The organism is Buchnera aphidicola str. Ua (Uroleucon ambrosiae) (genome assembly GCF_000225465.1).
GTDB classification, from domain to species: domain Bacteria; phylum Pseudomonadota; class Gammaproteobacteria; order Enterobacterales; family Enterobacteriaceae; genus Buchnera; species Buchnera aphidicola_B.
In genome coordinates, this window is the sequence record NC_017259.1 from 97,708 (window position 1) to 117,868 (window position 20,161).

Consider the following 20,161-nt stretch of genomic DNA (forward strand, 5'->3'; position numbering starts at 1 on the left):
TTTATTTTTTTGAAATATTAGCATATTGAATAGCTTTTTCCAGTTGCAAACAAGTAGAATGTAAAATTGGTGTCATTGGCAAACGTAGTGTATTATTTTTGATTAATCCTATTTTTTTAGCTAACCATTTTACTGGAATAGGATTAGGTTCTATAAATAGTGCTTCATGTAATAATCTTAAACGTTTATTAATCGATCGTGCATTGAAAAAGTCCCCTTTAAGTGCATAAGAACAAATTTTTGCCATTTCTCTTGCCGCGATATTTGCTGTAACTGATATTACCCCTTCACCACCTAATTGCATAAAATCTAATGCTGTAGCATCATCTCCACTAATTAATAAAAAATCATTTTTGACCATTTCTTTTATTTTATTTATTCTTGATAAATCTCCTGTTGCTTCTTTAATGCCTATGATATTTTTCAATTTAGCTAATCTAGCAACCGTTTTGGGTAATAAATCACATCCTGTACGACTAGGAACATTATATAAAATTTGTGGTAATTCAGTATTTTCTGAAATAGCTTTAAAATGTTCATATAATCCTTCTTGAGTAGGTTTATTATAGTAAGGTGTAACACTTAGACAACCACAAATACCAGATTTTTCAAATCTTTTTGTTAAAGATATAGCTTCTGTTGTTGCGTTAGCCCCTGTTCCAGCAATAACTGGAATGCGTTGATCTGCTAATTCTAAAGTTAACATTACAATATTAACGTGTTCTTCTTGACTAAGTGTTGCTGATTCTCCTGTTGTTCCAATAGAAACAATAGCTTTAGTTTTGTTTAATACATGATAATCAATTAATTTTTTTAAACTAAAACGACAAATTTGACCTTTTTCATCCATGGGTGTAATTAGTGCAACAATACTTCCTTTGAACATTATTTGTGCTCCTCCATAAAAATATCTTATGGGATGTTTGACATATTTTAAAAATAAAATATATAGAAATAATAGATATACTATTTAAAAATATATTTTAAAATATATTAAAAGATTAATAGTACAAAATATAATTGATATCATAAAATATCAATAATGTTATAATTATAAATATTATTTATATTATTAAAATAATTTAATTTTCAATTTTTTTAAAATGTTTATTTATTTATAAACAATATAAAATACATTTGTTTATTGTATAAAATAATATTTTTTATATAATATTTAATCTTAAATGAACATATATACAATATATAATATAAGATTTTAGCATATGAAACAATTAGGCAGTATTTAATAATCTATAAAGAAATTTGAAAATTTATTGTAATAATAAATAAAAAATTAAATTATAAATTTGAAGAAATAATTATGCTTCTAATTGGATACTTAAAATATTTTAAAAAATTATTTTTCACTACATTGTGCACGAAATCTTAATAGATGATCCATCAAAATAATTGCTACCATAGCTTCAGTGATTGGTACTGCACGTAATCCAACACATGGGTCATGCCTACCTTTAGTAATAATTGAAACTTTTTCATTTTTTGTGTTAATTGTATTTCCTTTTTTACAAATACTTGATGTAGGTTTAAAAGCTGTTTTTAATATAATGTTTTCACCATTACTAATACCTCCTAAAATACCTCCAGCATGATTAGTTTTAAATCCTTCTGGTGTAATTTCATCACGATGTATACTTCCTTTTTGATTGACTACCTGAAAACCATCTCCAATTTCTACACCTTTAACGGCATTAATACTCATTAAAGCATGTGCTAAGTCAGCATCAAGACGGTCGAAAATCGGTTCGCCAAGTCCTATAGGAACATTTTCAGCTATAATTGTAATTTCAGCTCCAATAGAGTCACCAGTTTTTTTTAAATCTTTTATTAAATTTGCAATTTCAAAAACTTTTTTATGATCAGAGCAAAAAAAAGGATTGTTTTCTATTTCTTCCCATGATTTAAAAGGACAATTTATATTTCCTATTTTAGATAAATATGCACGTATAATAATTCCATATTTATTATAAAGATATTTTTTTGCAATACCTCCAGCAGCAACTCGCATTGCAGTTTCTCGAGCAGAAGATCTTCCTCCTCCACGATAATCTCTTATTCCATATTTCTTTTCATAAGTATAATCTGCATGTCCTGGTCGAAAGATATTTTTTATATTCTTATAATCTTGCGAGCGTTGATCATTATTATAAATAATTAATCCAATACTAGTACCGGTTGTAATACCATTAAATATACCAGACAATATATGAATTTGATCTAGTTCTTGACGTGGAGTAGTATAACGAGATGTACCTGGTCTTCTACGATTTAAATCGTGCTGTAAATCTTCACAACATAATTTAAGACCTGGCGGTGTCCCATCAACAATACATCCTAATGCTGTTCCATGTGATTCACCAAAAGTAGTAACACAAAATATTTTACCGATTGTATTTCCAGACATTATTTTTTCTCTAAATATAAAAGTGAATAATATAACTATACAGAACAAATATAAAAACATAATTTTTATTTTTAAAAACGTGAAATATATTTTATTTTAAATATTATTTTTTAAAAATTAATTTTTTAAGAATAATATTTTATTTGTTGTTTTTATAAAAACTAAATTATATAATTAATAAAAATAAGTAAATAACTATATAAATTTAAATAAATTATATTACTTTTAATCTGTTCAATGAATTAATTTTATTGGTAATTAAAATTATGGATAAAAATAATCGAGATATTATTAATTCGAAGAATTTATTTCGTACATGGTTGAATGGTACTCGTGAGATAGTGCAAGATACTATTTTTCATTCTCGAATGCATAAAAAAAATAATACTAATATTATATCTAAACGTTTCATTTTTGAACAAAATGCTCATAGTCACTATTTTTCTTATAGAAATCAAAAAAAAAATTTATTTAAAGATAATCCTGTATCTTATATTCGGCATGACAGCGCATATAATATCTTAAAAAATTTACAAGCAGGAAAATATAATCCAGATATTTTTCTTGATTTACATGGATTAACACAATATCAAGCACAACAAGCATTAGGTGAATTAATTACGACATGTCAAAAAGAAAAATTTTTTTGTGCTCATATTATGCATGGATATGGTAAAAATATATTAAAAAAGCAAACGCCCTTTTGGTTATCTCAACATCCAGATATTATAGCTTTTCATCAAGCTCCTAAATTTTTTGGAAGCGATGCTGCAATTATAGTCATAATTGAAATCCATTCTTGAATATATATTTTATTACAATTTAAATTACATAATTTTATCTTAAAAAATGTTTTATACATGCATAAGTTCATAATTGAACATTATATAAATTATGTATTTAAATAATTATTATTCGTAATCTTAAAATATAATAATATTATTATCGTTATGACTACAATTTAAAGATTAGATTATTCACAGTATTATAGTAATATTTTTCTAAAAACCCTTATTTTGGGTTTTTTATTTTTGAACTAAATTCAGTATAGATTCTTTTTTATTGATAAAAAATTTTTAAGGAATTTAAACATGTTTGAAAATAATCGTGTACGTATAGCGATGCAAAAAAATGGTCGTTTGAGTAATGATTCTATAAAGTTATTAACATGTTGTGGTATTAAAATTAATTTGAAACAAAAAAAATTGATAGCTTTTGCTGAAAATATGCCTATTGATGTCATGTTAGTGCGTGATGATGATATTCCTGGTCTCATAATGGATAATATAGTAGATTTAGGAATAGTAGGAGAAAATGTGCTGAAAGAAGAATCATTAAAACGCACATCACAAAAACTAGAATGTTCTTATATTACCTTAAGAAGACTTGATTTTGGAATATGTAGATTGTCTTTAGCATTACCAGTGAATATGATTTATTCTAATATTACATCTTTACAAAATATTAGAATAGCAACTTCATATCCTCATTTATTAAAAAAATATCTAGATTCAAAAAATATTACATTTAAATCTTGTATGTTAAATGGATCAGTGGAAGTAGCACCTAGGGCTGGTTTAGCTGATGCTATTTGTGATTTAGTTTCTACAGGAGCAACATTAGAAGCTAATGGTTTACGTGAAGTAGAAGTAGTTTATCATTCGCATGCATGTCTTGTTTGCAAAACTGGTGATATTAATATCAATAAAAAAGAAATAATCAATAAATTAATGACACGTATTCAAGGGGTTATTAAAGCACGTGAATCTAAATACATCATGTTACATGCTCCTATAAATAAATTAAATGAAGTAATATCATTATTACAAGGCGCAGAAAAACCTACTATTTTAAAATTAGCAGGTGATAAAAATCGAGTAGCAATGCATATGGTTAGTAGTGAAACATTGTTTTGGGAAACTATGGAAAAATTAAAATTATTAGGGGCTAGTTCAATATTAGTTTTGCCAATTGAAAAAATGATGGAGTAAAACTATAAAATGAATAATTTTAATAAAATAATTTTTTGGAATCAATTAAATGTATATGAACAAAAAAAAATATTATCTAGACCTGATTTAAAAAAAAATCTTAATATTAAAAAGACTGTTAAAGAAATTATTAATAATGTTAAAGTATTAGGTGATAAAGCATTAAGAGATTATTCTATTTTATTTGATAAATATGATTGTAAAAAATTTCAAATATCTAGTAAGCAGATTACCGTATCTTCACTATATTTAAATAAAGATTTAAAAAATTCTATTGACATTGCAAAAAAAAATATTCAATTTTTTCATCAAGCACAAAGTTTATCTAAAGTAGATGTTGAAACTGAAATTGGAGTGCGTTGTCAGCAAGTTAATCTACCTTTAAATGCAATAGGAATTTATATACCTGGTGGAACAGCTCCTTTATTTTCTACTGTATTAATGCTGGCAATACCAGCTCAGATTGCTGGTTGTAATAAAATTATTCTTTGTTCTCCTCCTCCAATTAGTAATGAAATATTATATGCAGCTCATATTTGTAAAATTAATACTATTTTTCAAGTTGGTGGTGCTCAAGCAATAGCAGCACTAGCATTTGGTACTGAAACAATTCCTAAAGTCGATAAAATTTTTGGCCCAGGTAATGCTTATGTTACAGAAGCAAAATTACAAGTAAGTTCAGTATTAAATGGAACAGCTATAGATATGTTAGCAGGACCATCAGAATTGTTAATAATCGCTGATAATACTGCTAATGCAGATTTTATTGCTGCAGATTTATTATCACAAGCTGAACATGGAATATCTTCTCAAGTTATTTTGTTAACACCATATGTTGAATTAGCAAAAAAAGTTTTAAATTCACTTAATAAACAGTTAAAAAATTTATCTAGATTATCAGAAATTTTAATTGCATTAAAAAATAGCGCAATTATTGTGACTCAAAATTTATTAGAGTGTATAAATATATCGAATGTGTATTCTCCTGAACATTTAATTATTCAAACAAGTTCACCAAGAGAAATATTACCTCATATCTCAAATGCTAGTTCTATTTTTTTAGGTTCATGGTCTCCTGAATCTGTTGGTGATTATGCATCTGGAACAAATCATGTTTTACCTACATATGGAAAATCTATTACTGATTCAGCTTTAGGTTTAGCAGATTTTCAAAAACGTGTGCTAATTCAAGAATTAACACCTAAAGGACTAATAAATCTATCTAATACTATTGAAATTTTAGCTTCTGCAGAAAAACTTGAAGCACATAAGAATGCTGTAAAAATTAGAACAGATTTTTTAAAGGAAAAATATGAAAAATAAAATTTTGAAATTGTTTAGAAATAATATACAAAATTTAATACCTTATCAATCTGCAAGACATATTGGAGGAATGCATGGTAATATATTATTAAATGCTAATGAATCACCTCTATCTGTTTGTTTTAAATCAAAAAAAAAAATATTTAATCGTTATCCTGAATGTCAACCTAATCATTTAATATCATTATATGCTTCTTATGTCAATTTATCTTGCGAACAAATATTAGTAACACGTGGTGCCGATGAAGGAATTGAATTATTAATCAAATCTTTTTGTGAACCTAAAAAAGATGCAATTATTTATTGTCCTCCTACTTATGATATGTATAAAGTAAGTGCAAAAATAGCAGGTGTAGAAATTAAAGAAATCCCTACTATAAAAAATACTTGGCAATTAGACTTATGTAATATTAAGTCTAATTTAATTGGAGTCAAGTTAATATATATTTGTAATCCTAATAATCCTACCGGTAATCTTATATTATTAAATGATCTTATAAACTTATTAAGTATCACTTCTAATCAATGTTTAGTGGTAGTTGATGAAGCTTATATTGAATTTTCTCCGACTGATACTATGACTAGATATTTGTCAGAATATCCAAATTTAGTTATTTTACGAACTTTATCCAAATCTTTTGCATTAGCTGGTATAAGATGTGGTTTTACTTTAGCTAATCAAGAGATCATTAATATTTTAAAAAAAGTTATTAGTCCCTATCCTATATCTGTACCTGTTACTGACATTGCCGTTCAAGCTTTAAAAGAAAAAAATATTCAATTAATGCAGAATAGAGTATCAATGTTAAACAATCACCGTATTTGGTTGATCAAAAAATTAAAAAGTATTCAATGTGTAGAAAAAGTTTTTATAAGTCAAGCTAATTATGTATTAGTGAAATTTTTTATGTTTAAAGAAATTTTTAAGACACTATGGAACAAAGGGATAATTTTAAGAAATCAACATGATAAAAAAAATTTAGAAAAATGCATTAGAATATCCATAGGAACACATTCAGAAAATGTACTTTTAATTAAAGAACTCAAAATATTTTCTAAAAAAAATATGTTTTCAGGTGGTGTCAGTGAAAAGTAAAATATTATTTCTTGATCGAGATGGTACATTAATTCATGAACCAAAAAATACTTACCAAATAGATTCAATAGATAAGTTGCGATTTAAAAAGAATGTTATTTCTTCATTACGCAAATTAATAAAATTAAACTATAAATTAATTATAGTGACAAATCAAGATGGGCTTGGTAGCAATAATTTTTTATTAAAAGATTTTAATCGACCGCATAGATTTATGTTAAACGTTTTTAGTTCAGAAGGAGTAACATTTGATGATGTATTAATTTGTCCTCATTATTTACATGATAATTGTTTATGTCGTAAACCTAAAATTCATATGTTAAAACCTTGGTTGAATAAAATCAATTTACATAATAGTTACGTTATTGGTGATCGAGAAACAGATATGGAATTAGCAAAGAATATGCAATTAAAAGGAATTAAATACGATGATACATCATTTAATTGGATAGATATTGAAAAATATATTGTTAAATATAATAGATATATAGAAGTATTTAGAACTACAACAGAAACTAAAGCACATGTACAATTGTGGCTAGATTCAGAAGAAACGAGTCAAATTAATACAGGTATTAAATTTTTTGATCATATGTTAGAACAATTATCAGTTCATAGTGGAATTTGTATGAATATTGATATAAAAGGTGATCTTGAAGTGGATGATCATCATACTATAGAAGATACCGGTATTGTTTTAGGAGATGCGTTATTACAAGCTTTAGGAAATAAAATAGGTTTATCTAGATTTGGTTTTTATTTGCCTATGGATGAAAGTAAGTCTAATTGTATTATAGATATATCAAATCGTCCATATTTAATGTTTAAAACAACTTTTCATTATAAAATGGTAGGTGATCTTAGTACGAGTATGATTGAACATTTTTTTTATTCTTTGTGTTATGCAATGAAAATTACTCTTCATTTATATGCTGAAGGAAAGAATGATCATCATTGTGCAGAAAGTTTATTTAAAGTTTTTGGACGTGCATTACGTCAAGCTATTAAAATTGAAGGAAATAAATTACCAACTTCAAAAGGTATTTTATAATGAATATAGTTATCATAGATACAGGATGTGCAAATTTAACTTCAATACAAGTAGCAATTAAACATTTAGGTTATAATTCTATAATTACTGACAATCCTTCTATTATTTTGAAAGCTAAAAAAATTTTTTTACCTGGAGTCGGTACAGCTGCTGCGGTTATGAAGGTTTTACAGAAAAAAAATATAATTAATATTATTAAAGAACTAAAACAAAACGTTTTGGGTATATGTCTTGGAATGCAACTTTTTTTTAATTTTAGTGAAGAATCTAATGGTATCAAAACACTTGGTGTTATGAAATATCCTGTGCTACGTTTAAAAGACACTAATCTATCGTTGCCTCATATTGGATGGAATCAAATTAAATTTCAAATAGCACATCCTTTGTTTAAAAATATACCAAATTATTCAAGATTTTATTTTGTTCATAGTTATATAGTTCCAATTAATGAATATACATTATCTACAACTACTTACGGTATTAATTTTAGTTCAATTATACAAAAAAATAATTTTTTTGGTGTTCAATTTCATCCAGAAAAATCTGGAAATATAGGATCTCAATTATTAAAAAATTTTTTGGAGATATAATTTAATGATTATTCCTGCATTTGATTTAATTAATAATCAAATAGTACGTTTATATCAAGGAGATTATCTAAATCAAAAAAAATATAATATTCATTTGATTAGTTATTTAGAAGAATATAAACACAAAGGAGTAAAAATTGTTCATTTAGTAGATTTAGATGGAGCTAAAAATAAAAAAAATAGACAAATAGAATTTTTTAATAATATTTTATCTTCTACCGATATATCTATGCAAATAGGAGGAGGAATTAGAACTAAAAAAGATATCAATGAATTGCTTAAATTAGGAGTAACAAGAGTTGTAATTGGTTCTTCTATTATAGAAAATAAACAAAAAATAAAAGAATGGTTAAAAATATATGGTTCAGATTCAATTGTTTTAGCATTAGATATACGTATTAATAATAAAGATAATAAAGAAATATATATTAATGGTTGGACAAAAAAAACTAAATATGTTTTAGAAGACATTATTGAATATTTTTTACCTAGTGGATTGAAACATGTATTATGTACAGATATATCGAAAGATGGAACACTATTAGGTCCCAATATTCAATTATATAAAGATATTACTAATTCTTTTCAAACAATTGAATTTCAAGCATCTGGAGGTGTTTCAAAATTAGCAGATATTATTGCATTAAGAAAAACCGGTGTTAAAAGTGTTATTATTGGTAGAAGTTTATTAGAAAGGAAATTTACAATTGAAGAGGCTTTAAAATGTTGGCAAAACGAATCATAGCATGTCTTGATGTTAGCAATGGTGTAGTAGTAAAAGGAATTAAGTTTAAAAATCATCAAATTGTAGGTGATATTATACCGTTAGCTAAGCGTTATGCAAACGAAGGTATAGATGAGTTGGTTTTTTATGACATAACTGCATCAACAAAAAATAAATTAGTTAGTCATGATTGGATTAAAAAAATTGCACAAGTAATTAATATTCCCTTTTGTGTAGCTGGTGGAATTAAAAGTATAAAAGATGCTCAAGATATTTTATCTAGTGGTGCAGATAAAATATCCATTAATTCTGCTGCATTGATTAATCCTCATTTAATAACTGAAATTTCCAATCAGTTTGGAGTCCAGTGTACAGTAGTTGGAATTGATTCTTTATTTGATCAAAAAAAAAATTGTTATATGGTGCAACAATATACAGGCGATGTCAGTCAAACTTATCAAACTATTTGGAAAACCAGTGATTGGGTAAAAAAAGTACAAGAACAAGGTGCTGGTGAAATTGTATTAAATGTAATGAATCAAGATGGATTGCAAACGGGTTATGATATTATTCATCTCAAAAAAATTAGAAAAATATGTAAAGTACCATTGATTGCATCAGGAGGAGCTGGAACTTTAGAACATTTTTATGATGCTTTATATCATTCTAATGTAGATGGTGTTTTAGCTGCATCGGTTTTTCATAAGAAAATAATAGATATTAAAATTTTAAAAAGTTTTTTAATAAACAAAGGTATAGAAATTAGAGAATGTTAAAAAAATATGATTTATCTAAGATAAATTGGATTAAAACTAATGGAATGATTCCTGCAATTATACAACATTATTATTCAAAAGAAATTTTAATGCATGGATATATGAATAAAGAAGCTTTATTAAAAACTAAAAAAGAAGGTTTAGTAACATTTTATTCCCGTACTAAAAAATGTTTATGGACTAAAGGTCACACATCTGGTAATTATCTTAAAGTCATGGAAATTAGCACAGATTGTGATTATGACACGTTATTAATTTTAGTATCATCTATAGGAGAAACATGTCATTTAAATAATAAAAGTTGTTTTTCTGTAAGAAAATATGATATAGATTTTTTATTTGATTTAGAAGAGCTTATAGAAGATAAAAAAAATAATTATATTAATAATTCATATACGTCTTATTTATATCAATCTGGTATATATCGTATAGCTCAAAAAGTAGGTGAAGAAGCTATAGAAACAATATTATCTGCTATGAAAAAAGATAAAAATGAATTAATTAATGAATCTTCAGATTTAATTTATCATCTCATTGTATTATTACATAATCAAGATTTAAATTTAACCACAGTGATTGAAAATTTAAAAAAAAGAAATAAAAAAATAATATAATTATCAAAAATATAAAATAACTTCAAATAAAAAGCTATAATATAATATCTTTAAAATAATTTTATAATCAATATTATTATTGTCATTTGTATATAAGAATGAGTAAAAATTATTATATTATATAATAATTATTATACACTATTGATTTTTAAATTTCGGAGAAATAATGTCAAAACAACAAATTGGTGTTATAGGAATGGCGGTAATGGGTAAAAATTTAGCTTTAAATATTGCAAGCAAAAATTATACTGTATCTATATTTAATAGAACTCATAGTACTACTCAAGAAGTAATTAAAAAACATCAGAATAATAATCTTTTTCCATATTATTCTATTAAAGATTTTGTGAACTCACTTATAAAACCTAGATGTATTATACTTATGGTCAAATCTGGAAAAGCAACTGATGAAACTATTAAATCAATAATGCCTTATTTAGAAAAAGAAGATATTTTAATTGATGCAGGTAACACTTTTTATAAAGATACTATTAGAAGAAATGATGAATTATCTGAATATTCAATTAATTTTATTGGTATGGGTATATCTGGGGGAGAATTAGGAGCATTAAAAGGTCCTTCTATTATGCCTGGCGGTCAAAAAAAAGCATATCAACTTGTTCATCCTATGTTAAAAAAAATATCAGCAAAGTTTCAAGGTGAATCTTGTTTAAGCTATATTGGACCAGATGGAGCCGGTCATTATGTTAAAATGATACATAATGGAATTGAATATGGAGACATGCAATTAATTTCAGAATCTTATCATTTGTTAAAGAATATATTATTTCTCAATAATGAAGAATTATCAAAAATATTTTCTGAATGGAATAAAACTGAATTAAATAGTTATTTAATTGAAATTACAAAAGATATTTTTCTTAAAAAAGATCAAAACAATAATTATTTGATAGACATGATTTTAGATCAAGCAAAAGATAAAGGAACTGGAAAATGGATTAGTCAAAATGCTTTAGAACTTCGTGAACCTCTTTCATTAATTACTGCATCTGTTTTTGAACGTTATTTATCTTCTTTAAAAAAACAACGTATAATTGCATCAAAAATCTTAACAGGACCTAGAATTAAACATTTAATTCAAGATAAAAATGGTTTTATTGAAGAAATTAGACGTGCTTTATATTTAGGAAAAATTATTTCTTATGCTCAAGGTTTTTCACAATTAAGTGCTGCTTCAAAAAAATATAATTGGAATTTACAATATTCTAAAATAGCTAAGATTTTTCGAGCTGGATGTATTATTCGAGCTGAATTTTTACAAAAAATTGCTGAAGAATATTCTAAGAATCAAAATACTGTTAACTTATTATTAACGTCTTATTTTTCAAAAATAGCTAATGAATATGAAAGTTCATTACGTCAAATTGTAATTTATGCAATAAAATATGGCATTTCTATTCCAGCTTTTTCTGCAGCAATATCTTACTATGATAGTTATAGATCATTAAATTTACCTGCTAATTTAATTCAAGCACAAAGAGATTATTTTGGATCACATACTTATCAAAGAATTGATAAGTTAGGTGATTTTCATACTAATTGGTCAATCTAATATTAAGATAAAAAAAGTTAAAATATATTACTATTGCTCATCTTATAAAAATATTATTTATTTTATAATTTAAATTTTATGATTAGAATAAAAATAGCAGAAGATATAAAAATATCTCTCTGCTATTAGATCTTATTTATAATTTAAAAATTTTATTTTATAATAATTGCAAACAAATCCATTATTTATTTAGTAAGGTTTAAAATGCGTTTATGTGATAAAGATATTGAAGAATGGTTAAAAAGAAAAGACTTAATTATTGATCCGTATCCTGAAAAAAAACTTATTCATGGTATTACAGTTGATATACATCTTGGCAACACATTTCGTTTTTTTCATGAACATACTAGATCATTTTTTGATTTAAGTGATTCAAAAATTAACAGAGAATTAGCGCTAAAAGAGATTATGAGTGATGAAATAGTTTTTTCTAAAGAGAAACCATTTTTTTTACAACCGGGATCTTTAGTATTGTTTTCAACTTTTGAAAATATTACAATTCCAAATAATTTAGTAGGTTGGCTAGATGGTCGTTCTTCTTTAGCTCGTCTTGGATTAATGGTTCATGCTACTGCTCATCGTATTGATCCAGGTTGGAAAGGTAATATTGTTTTAGAAATTTTTAATGCAGGAAAGTTAACTTTAGTTTTACGTCCTAAAATAAAAATTGCAACATTAAGTTTTGAAGTATTATCTCAACCAGTTTTACGTCCTTATAATTTAAGACAAGAAGCTAAATATAATAATCAAAATGGAGTGATACCAAGTCGTATTCATAAAGAATAATTTTTTAAAAGTTTTTAGTATTTTCTAAAAAAAACTATTTATTTAGTATCAGAATAGTTTATGATTAATATTATTGTTTATAATATACATTTATTAAAAAATATAATTTTATGTCAAATATATTAAGAAAAATTTTAGTGACATGTGCGTTACCTTATGCAAATGGTTCAATTCATATAGGTCATATGTTAGAACATATTCAGGCAGATATTTGGGTACGTTATCAAAGAATGTGTGGAAATGAAGTATGGTTTGTTTCAGCTGATGATGCACATGGTACAGCGATCATGCTAAAATCTCAAGATTTAAAAATCTCTTCACATGCATTAATTAAAAATATAAGAAAAGAACATAAAATAGATTTTTTAAATTTTAACATTTCGCATGATAATTATTATTCTACACATAGCTTAGAAAATTTATATTTATTAAGAAATATATTTAAATCTTTAAATCAGAAAGGGCTAATTCAAGAAAAAAATATTTCTCAATTTTATGATAATATAAAAAACATTTTTCTTCCTGATAGATTTATAAAAGGTACTTGTCCAATTTGTTATGCAAAAAATCAATATGGAGATTTTTGTGAAATATGTAGTGCAATATATGAACCTATAGATTTGATTGATCCTATATCTGTTATATCAGGGACACAGCCTATTTTAAAAAATACAAAAAATTTATATTTTAATTTACCTATTTTTAGTAAAATGTTAAAAAATTGGATTAATTCTGGAGTTTTAGATAATGTAGTAATTAAAAAAACGGAAGAATGGTTTAAAATAGGTTTAAAATCATGGTGTATTTCTCGTGATGCACCTTATTTTGGATTTAAAATACCTAATTATCAAAACAAATATTTTTATGTTTGGCTAGATGCTCCAATTGGTTATATAAGTGCATTTAAAAATTTATGTTTTAAAAATAAATATTTAAATTTTAATGATTTATGGGATAAAAAATCTAATTATGAATTATATCATTTTATTGGAAAAGATATTATTTATTTTCATACTTTATTTTGGCCCGCAATATTAGAAGCATCTTCTTTTAGAAAACCTAATAAAATTTTCGTTCATGGTTATCTTACTATGAATGGTTTAAAATTATCAAAATCAAAAGGTGCTGTAATTAAAGCTAGTAATTGGATTCAGTGTTTTGATTCAGATAGTTTACGTTATTATTATGCAAGTAAGTTATCTAATAAAATTGATGATATCGAAATGAATTTAGAAGATTTTGTTCAGAAAATAAATAGCGATATTGTAAATAAATTAGTAAATTTAGCATCAAGAAATGCTAGTTTTATTAATAAATATTTTAATGGATATTTATCTGATGAACTAAATGATGTTCAATTGTATAATTATTTTGTTAATTCTAGTATAGATATTAAGAAATTTTTTGAAAATCGTCAATTTAGTTTTGTAGTAAAAGAATCTATGAGATTATTAGATATAGCTAATCAATATATTAATAACAAGAAACCATGGAAAATGATTATTAATAAAAATAATCTGATTGAATTACAAAAAATATGTACAATAGGTATTAATTTTTTTAGAATTGTTATGATTTTTTTAAAACCTATTCTTCCTGATTTATCATATAAAACAGAATTATTTTTAGCAATAGAATTAAATTGGAAAAATATAAACAGTCCACTTTTATCACATAAAATAAATAAGTTTTCATTATTATATACAAGAATTAAGTTTGAACAAATTAATAAACTAATGAATTTATGCAAATGAATAATATTATTATTGAAAATATTTTTTTTAAAAAAAAGAAAATAAATAATTATTAGGTAATTTAACATGATTATTCCAAGATAGCATCCAATCATCTCGATATGTCATATTACAATTAACAATAAATATTCCTAAAGCAGCAATAAAAATATTATTATAAAATAAAAGTGGAATTTGGTTTCTTAACCATGGTGGAATATTGTTTTCTTGCCAAATTTTTTTGATTTGTCTTTTTTTATGTCGTCCTAAAATAAAAATTTTACCTTCATATTGAAAACGAATATTAATTAATTCGTTTTTGTGAGGTGCAGGTAATTTGTTTCCATATTTATTTTTTTCTAAATATCCTAAATTATTTGGAAGTTTTAGTTTTATATTATGATTATGCCAAAATAATATAGTATTTTGAACACTTGGTTGAATTTTTAAAAAATATAAAGTTTCTTTATATCTTCTAATTTCATTTTTTTTTAAAACTATTCTAGGATTAGCGTCTTGTCGACTGAAAATTATTTGATCATAAATATATTGAATACTTTTGTATGAAGGCAGTTTTATTTTTTTTAATGAAAGCCAATATCTAATTAAAGCTGTACACATATCTTTTTGCATATTTTTAAATGTTTTAATATTTAGACAGTCATTAAATATGATTAAATTATAAATTTTTTTATGAAGAAAATAATTTAGTAGTTTAGTTTCTTTTTGACATATATTTATAGTACGTAAGCAGTTTTGTATAAAATAAGGCCATTTTTTTTCTAAGATAGGCATAACATTATGACGTATAAAATTACGATCATAATGAATTTGAAGATTACTAATATCTTCTATCCATTTTAATTGATGCTTTTTAGCCCATAGTTCTAATTCTTTTTTTGTTATATTTAAAAAAGGACGAATAATTATATTGTTACCAAGCGAGGTTTGAAAAGACATACATGATAATCCAGTGGGACCGCTACCTCTTTTTAAAGATAAAATAAATGTTTCACATTGATCATTAATATGATGACCAGTAAGTAATATTTCATTTTTCAATAAATTTTTATAAAAAATATTATATCTTTGTATACGTAATCTTTCTTCAAGATTATTCATGTTTTTGTGAGGTTGAAGATATTCAATAATTAATGGTATTTGATTTTTAACACAAATTTTTTGACAATGTTCTGTCCATTGTTGTGAAAGTGAGTGAATATTATGATTAATATGAATAGCGCGTATTTGAATATTATTTTTTTTTATTTTTAGTAATTGATAAAGAAGAACTGTGGAATCTAATCCGCCACTATAAGCAATTAAAAAAGATTTATTTTGATAGTTTTTAATAATTTTATCAATCAAATTTATATTTATTCCTATTTTTAAATTTTTAATACGTTCGAGTGGACTTGAACCACTAACTTCTACCATGTCATGGTAGCGCTCTAACCAATTGAGCTACGAACGTAAAATATTTTTTATAAAAACTTATAATTTAAAATTATACATTATTACTATAATAATATACAAATATTTTTTAACAGTCTGTAAATTTTTAATATAAAATATTATTATATTTTTTAAAAATTTTTAAAAGGAAATATTATGTTTACAGGTATTGTACATGGAATCGCGACTATCGTATTTATAGAAAAGAAAAAAAATATTTATACCTTTACTGTTGAACTTTCATCTTTTTTATCTAAAAATTTAAAGGTAGGTGATTCAATTGCATATAATGGATGTTGTGTAACTATTCAAAATATAAATAATTCTTATTTTATATGCGATGTTATTAAAGAAACATTGAAAATTACTAATTTAGGCATGCTTTCTATTGGAGATAATATTAATGTAGAAAGATCAGTAAAATATGGTGATGAAATTGGCGGTCATATAATATCAGGTCATATCATAACTACCGCTAAAATTTCAAATATACTTCATGTAAATAATAGTTATGTTATATGGCTTCAATTAAAAAATAATAAATTAATAAAATATCTTTTTTATAAAGGATTTATTTGTGTTGATGGAATTAGTTTAACTATTGGCAAGATTACTCAAAATGAATTTTGTATAAATATTATCCCGCATACTTTATTTGTTACAACAATAGGAAGCAAAAAAATTAATGATATTATGAATATTGAAATTGATTTTTATACTCAGACAATTGTAGATACAACAGAACGTTTACTCAAAAAAGATTTTCAATAAATTATTTTTTGTGAGGTTATTAAATAGATTTAATCTATATCAATTTTTAAGAGTCATAATCAATATATATTTTATAAATTAATTGAATTATAAACTACGTGTATTAAACATAATCATGCTTTGATATAATGAAACTTATACATGCTTATTACTATAATTTATTATATTATTTTTTATGTATTGATAAATTTATATCAATAGTCTATATATTATATGTTATTCACGACAACAAAACAATTATTTAAAATTTTTAAACAGTTATTGTATTTAGTAAATTTAATAATTTATACTGTTAATTATACAATTTAATAATTAATAATATTAAAAAATTAAAGAAAATATTATAAATAATTTATATGTTGATAAAATTAAACAATATTTTGTCTTAAGTTAATTTTCAAAAATAATATTATTATGAATAAAGAAAAACGTTATAAAATTTTATCATTATTTTTCATGAAATATCCTGAACCGAAGACAGATCTGGTCTTTACTTCTGATTTTGAATTATTATTATCCGTTATGTTATCTGCACAATCTACTGATTTGATGGTAAATAAAATTACTAAAAAATTATTTCAAATAGCTAATACTCCTGAAAAAATTTTATTACTAGGAACAAAAGGTCTTAAACATTATATTAAAGGTATTGGATTATATAATATTAAATCATCAAATATTATTGAAACTGCTTTTTTATTGTTAACTAAATATAATGGCAATATTCCAAATAATCGTATTGAATTAGAATCTTTACCTGGTGTTGGAAGAAAAACTGCTAACATTATTTTGAATATATTATTTAAAAAAAAAACTATTGCTGTCGATACACATGTGTTTCGAGTATCAAATCGTACTAATTTTGCTACAGGTAAAAATGTCAAAGTAGTTGAAAAAAAATTAATTAAAGTTGTACCGAATGTTTTTAAGTTGTTTGTCCATAGCTGGTTTGTTTGGCATGGAAAACATATTTGTACTGCACGAAAAATTAAATGTCATATATGTTTAATCTTTGAATTATGTGAATTTAAAAATAAATAATATATTTTATGGATATACACATGATTATTGTAACAGTTGTTTTACCATATTCAATTAGACAAAATTTTAAATATTTTCTCCCTAATTATATGTATCCTATTATTGGGGGGCGTATTTTAGTACCATTTAATTCTAAAGATACAGTAGGTATTGTAATTGATTTTTATAAAACTAATAATGTCAGTCAATTAAATTTAAAATATGTCAAATCATTAATTGATACTAAATCACTTTACAATAAAATTGTCTTAGATATTTTAATTTGGATAAGCAAAAATTACCATTGTCCTGTTGGATATTTATTATTTTCTGTTTTGCCAAAATGCTTACGTACTGATTATATTCTAAAAGATATAGTTGTTTTAAAATGGAATATAACAAAAAAAGGTCAAGAGCTAGATTTAAACTATTTAAAAAATAGAAAAAAACAATTAAATGCATTACAAATTTTAAAAAAAACTAGCATATTAGATACTGAATTAAAACAATATAACTTATCTAAATTTATTTTAAAAAAATTAGAAAACCAAAAATTATGTCAAATCAATAGTATATGTTTAAAAAATCAATATAATTTTAAGATGAAAAAAAAATTTTTTTTAAATAAAAAAATATTAATAGTAATTAATGATATTTTAAATAAAAAATGTTTTAAATCGTGGTTATTAACAAATATTACTTTATATATTAAAGTTAAATTTTATTTAGGTTTAATTAAAAAAGTATTGCATAAAAATATGCAAATACTCATTTTAGTGCCTTATATTAAAAATATAAATATGATTGTAATATTTTTAAAAAAATTTTTTGATGTATCTATTAATGTATGTCATGCAAAATTAACGAGTAGACAATACTTAAAAGTGTGGTTGGATATAAAAAATAGTAAAAACTCTATTGTGATTGGTACAAATAAAAGTATTTTTTTACCTTTTTTAAATCTAGGTCTTATTATTGTTCTTGAAGAACATCATTTAAAATATAAAAATAAAAATCAATTTAGATATCATGTTCGGGATTTAGGAATATTCAGAGCATATAAAACAAATATACCAATCATTTTAGATTCAAATACGCCATCATTAAAAACATTATATAATATTTTAAATAAAAAATGTTTTTATGTTAATTTAAATCAATATTATACTATTAATAGACAAAATTATAACATTATTAATTTGAAAAAAGAAAAAATAAAATTTCGTTTATCTTTAACGTTAATTCATCAAATTTATAAAAATTTTAAAAATAAACAAGTATTATTAATTTTTAATAAGTTTAGTTTATTGTTTTTTATATTAACATGTAATAAATGTTCTTGGATATTTACATGTAGTTTATGTCGTGAATATATCGAAATAAAAAAATATTATAATATTTTATTTTGTACATTTTGTTTAATTCAGTTAGAAAAACCAAAATTTTGTTATGTTTGTGGAAGTGTTTCTTTAATTATTAAAAATATTAATTTAGAAGAAGTTAAAAATAAAATCAAAAATATTTTTTCAAATATTCCATTGTTGTTTTTATTTAATGAAAGTAAAATTTATAAGAATATATCAAATAAAAATAATTTTAAAATTTCTTTGCCTAATCCTTATATTATTATCAGTACAGAAGAAATTGTAGAAAATTATTATTTTCCTAATGTGCAATTAATCAGTTTAATTTGTATTGATCATCATTATCTTTCTTTTCATTTACATTCTATAGAATATTTTGCACAATTTTACATGAACTTAAATCAATTAACGCGATTTAAAAAAGAATCTTTAAAAATATTTATGCAAACATCATTATCTGACAATTTTCACTTAAAAGACATATATAATAATAGGTATCACAATTTTTCTAATATATTGCTATCTATAAGAAAAAAATTTTTTCTACCACCTTGGAGTTTTCATAGTGTTATTTATTCTGAAAGTATAGATGCTGAATATAATATTGCTTTTTTAAATTTAATTCGTAAAATTTTACAAAAGCAATCTAATAAATATAATATTTTTTTATGGTTTATAGGTCCTGATCATTCTATGAGATTAACAAATAAAAATATTTTTTGTAATCAATTGTTAATTGAATGCTCTTCACGTTCTATTTTAAATTATTTATTAAATATATCTATTGATATAGTTAATATTTTTACTATTTCAAAACGTGTAAAATGGTTTATAGATATTGAGCCCAATTAAAAAAACAATGATTATTTTTT

General features: G+C 23.5%; 18 protein-coding genes and 1 tRNA gene. 15 read left to right on the forward strand and 4 right to left on the reverse strand.

Features of this window, described 5'->3' with window-relative positions; genetic code table 11:
* Position 1: 1 nt before the first annotated feature.
* Both dapA and aroC read right to left on the reverse strand, forming a co-directional pair.
* Positions 2 to 886: a 4-hydroxy-tetrahydrodipicolinate synthase gene (dapA, locus tag BUAMB_RS00460; protein ID WP_014499821.1), complete on the reverse strand. Its 885-nt coding sequence runs from the start codon at positions 884 to 886 to the stop codon at positions 2 to 4.
* Positions 887 to 1,357: 471 nt separating this feature from the next.
* Complete coding sequence (aroC, locus tag BUAMB_RS00465; protein WP_014499822.1) at positions 1,358 to 2,422, reverse strand: chorismate synthase; 1,065 nt, start codon at positions 2,420 to 2,422, stop codon at positions 1,358 to 1,360.
* Between the two features lie 266 nt (positions 2,423 to 2,688).
* On the opposite strand from aroC, the gene smrB reads away from it, so the two are divergent.
* From smrB to metG, 12 genes are all read left to right on the forward strand, one after another.
* Positions 2,689 to 3,225, forward strand: a complete 537-nt coding sequence (gene smrB, locus BUAMB_RS00470; protein ID WP_014499823.1) for an endonuclease SmrB — start codon at positions 2,689 to 2,691, stop codon at positions 3,223 to 3,225.
* Positions 3,226 to 3,513: 288 nt separating this feature from the next.
* Complete coding sequence (gene hisG / locus BUAMB_RS00475) at positions 3,514 to 4,413, forward strand: ATP phosphoribosyltransferase (RefSeq protein ID WP_014499824.1); 900 nt, start codon at positions 3,514 to 3,516, stop codon at positions 4,411 to 4,413.
* A gap of 9 nt (positions 4,414 to 4,422) precedes the next feature.
* Positions 4,423 to 5,736: a histidinol dehydrogenase gene (hisD, locus tag BUAMB_RS00480; protein ID WP_014499825.1), complete on the forward strand. Its 1,314-nt coding sequence runs from the start codon at positions 4,423 to 4,425 to the stop codon at positions 5,734 to 5,736.
* Positions 5,726 to 6,832 carry a histidinol-phosphate transaminase gene (hisC, locus tag BUAMB_RS00485; RefSeq protein WP_014499826.1) on the forward strand — a complete coding sequence of 369 codons (1,107 nt, stop codon included), beginning with the start codon at positions 5,726 to 5,728 and terminating at the stop codon, positions 6,830 to 6,832. Before hisD ends, hisC begins: the two co-directional genes overlap by 11 nt.
* Complete coding sequence (gene hisB, locus BUAMB_RS00490; RefSeq protein WP_014499827.1) at positions 6,822 to 7,883, forward strand: bifunctional histidinol-phosphatase/imidazoleglycerol-phosphate dehydratase HisB; 1,062 nt, start codon at positions 6,822 to 6,824, stop codon at positions 7,881 to 7,883. The genes hisC and hisB overlap by 11 nt, the downstream gene beginning before the upstream one ends.
* The gene (hisH, locus tag BUAMB_RS00495) at positions 7,883 to 8,473 is read left to right on the forward strand and encodes an imidazole glycerol phosphate synthase subunit HisH (protein WP_014499828.1); all 591 of its coding nucleotides are present in this window, start codon (positions 7,883 to 7,885) and stop codon (positions 8,471 to 8,473) included. The genes hisB and hisH overlap by 1 nt, the downstream gene beginning before the upstream one ends.
* A 4-nt stretch (positions 8,474 to 8,477) precedes the next feature.
* The gene (hisA, locus tag BUAMB_RS00500) at positions 8,478 to 9,218 is read left to right on the forward strand and encodes a 1-(5-phosphoribosyl)-5-[(5-phosphoribosylamino)methylideneamino]imidazole-4-carboxamide isomerase (protein ID WP_014499829.1); all 741 of its coding nucleotides are present in this window, start codon (positions 8,478 to 8,480) and stop codon (positions 9,216 to 9,218) included.
* Positions 9,197 to 9,973 (forward strand): imidazole glycerol phosphate synthase subunit HisF, encoded by a 777-nt coding sequence (hisF, locus tag BUAMB_RS00505; protein ID WP_014499830.1) that lies wholly within the window; start codon positions 9,197 to 9,199, stop codon positions 9,971 to 9,973. Before hisA ends, hisF begins: the two co-directional genes overlap by 22 nt.
* Positions 9,967 to 10,587, forward strand: a complete 621-nt coding sequence (gene hisIE, locus BUAMB_RS00510) for a bifunctional phosphoribosyl-AMP cyclohydrolase/phosphoribosyl-ATP diphosphatase HisIE (RefSeq protein WP_014499831.1) — start codon at positions 9,967 to 9,969, stop codon at positions 10,585 to 10,587. The genes hisF and hisIE overlap by 7 nt, the downstream gene beginning before the upstream one ends.
* 166 nt (positions 10,588 to 10,753) lie before the next feature.
* Positions 10,754 to 12,160: an NADP-dependent phosphogluconate dehydrogenase gene (gndA, locus tag BUAMB_RS00515; protein WP_014499832.1), complete on the forward strand. Its 1,407-nt coding sequence runs from the start codon at positions 10,754 to 10,756 to the stop codon at positions 12,158 to 12,160.
* A 204-nt stretch (positions 12,161 to 12,364) separates the two neighbouring features.
* Positions 12,365 to 12,946 (forward strand): dCTP deaminase, encoded by a 582-nt coding sequence (gene dcd / locus BUAMB_RS00520; RefSeq protein WP_014499833.1) that lies wholly within the window; start codon positions 12,365 to 12,367, stop codon positions 12,944 to 12,946.
* Between the two features lie 110 nt (positions 12,947 to 13,056).
* Positions 13,057 to 14,700: a methionine--tRNA ligase gene (metG, locus tag BUAMB_RS00525; protein ID WP_014499834.1), complete on the forward strand. Its 1,644-nt coding sequence runs from the start codon at positions 13,057 to 13,059 to the stop codon at positions 14,698 to 14,700.
* 27 nt (positions 14,701 to 14,727) lie between these two features.
* Here the strand turns inward: metG and tilS are convergent, their stop codons facing one another.
* Positions 14,728 to 16,047, reverse strand: coding sequence for a tRNA lysidine(34) synthetase TilS (gene tilS / locus BUAMB_RS00530; protein WP_014499835.1), 1,320 nt, complete (start codon positions 16,045 to 16,047; stop codon positions 14,728 to 14,730).
* 32 nt (positions 16,048 to 16,079) lie between these two features.
* Positions 16,080 to 16,153, reverse strand: a tRNA-Val gene (locus tag BUAMB_RS00535).
* 137 nt (positions 16,154 to 16,290) lie between these two features.
* Between BUAMB_RS00535 and BUAMB_RS00540 the strand changes: the two genes are divergently transcribed.
* From BUAMB_RS00540 to priA, 3 genes are all read left to right on the forward strand, one after another.
* Complete coding sequence (locus BUAMB_RS00540; RefSeq protein WP_014499836.1) at positions 16,291 to 16,905, forward strand: riboflavin synthase; 615 nt, start codon at positions 16,291 to 16,293, stop codon at positions 16,903 to 16,905.
* A 414-nt stretch (positions 16,906 to 17,319) separates the two neighbouring features.
* Positions 17,320 to 17,946: an endonuclease III gene (gene nth / locus BUAMB_RS00545; RefSeq protein ID WP_014499837.1), complete on the forward strand. Its 627-nt coding sequence runs from the start codon at positions 17,320 to 17,322 to the stop codon at positions 17,944 to 17,946.
* A gap of 20 nt (positions 17,947 to 17,966) precedes the next feature.
* Positions 17,967 to 20,141, forward strand: a complete 2,175-nt coding sequence (gene priA / locus BUAMB_RS00550; protein ID WP_014499838.1) for a replication restart helicase PriA — start codon at positions 17,967 to 17,969, stop codon at positions 20,139 to 20,141.
* Positions 20,142 to 20,161: the final 20 nt, after the last annotated feature.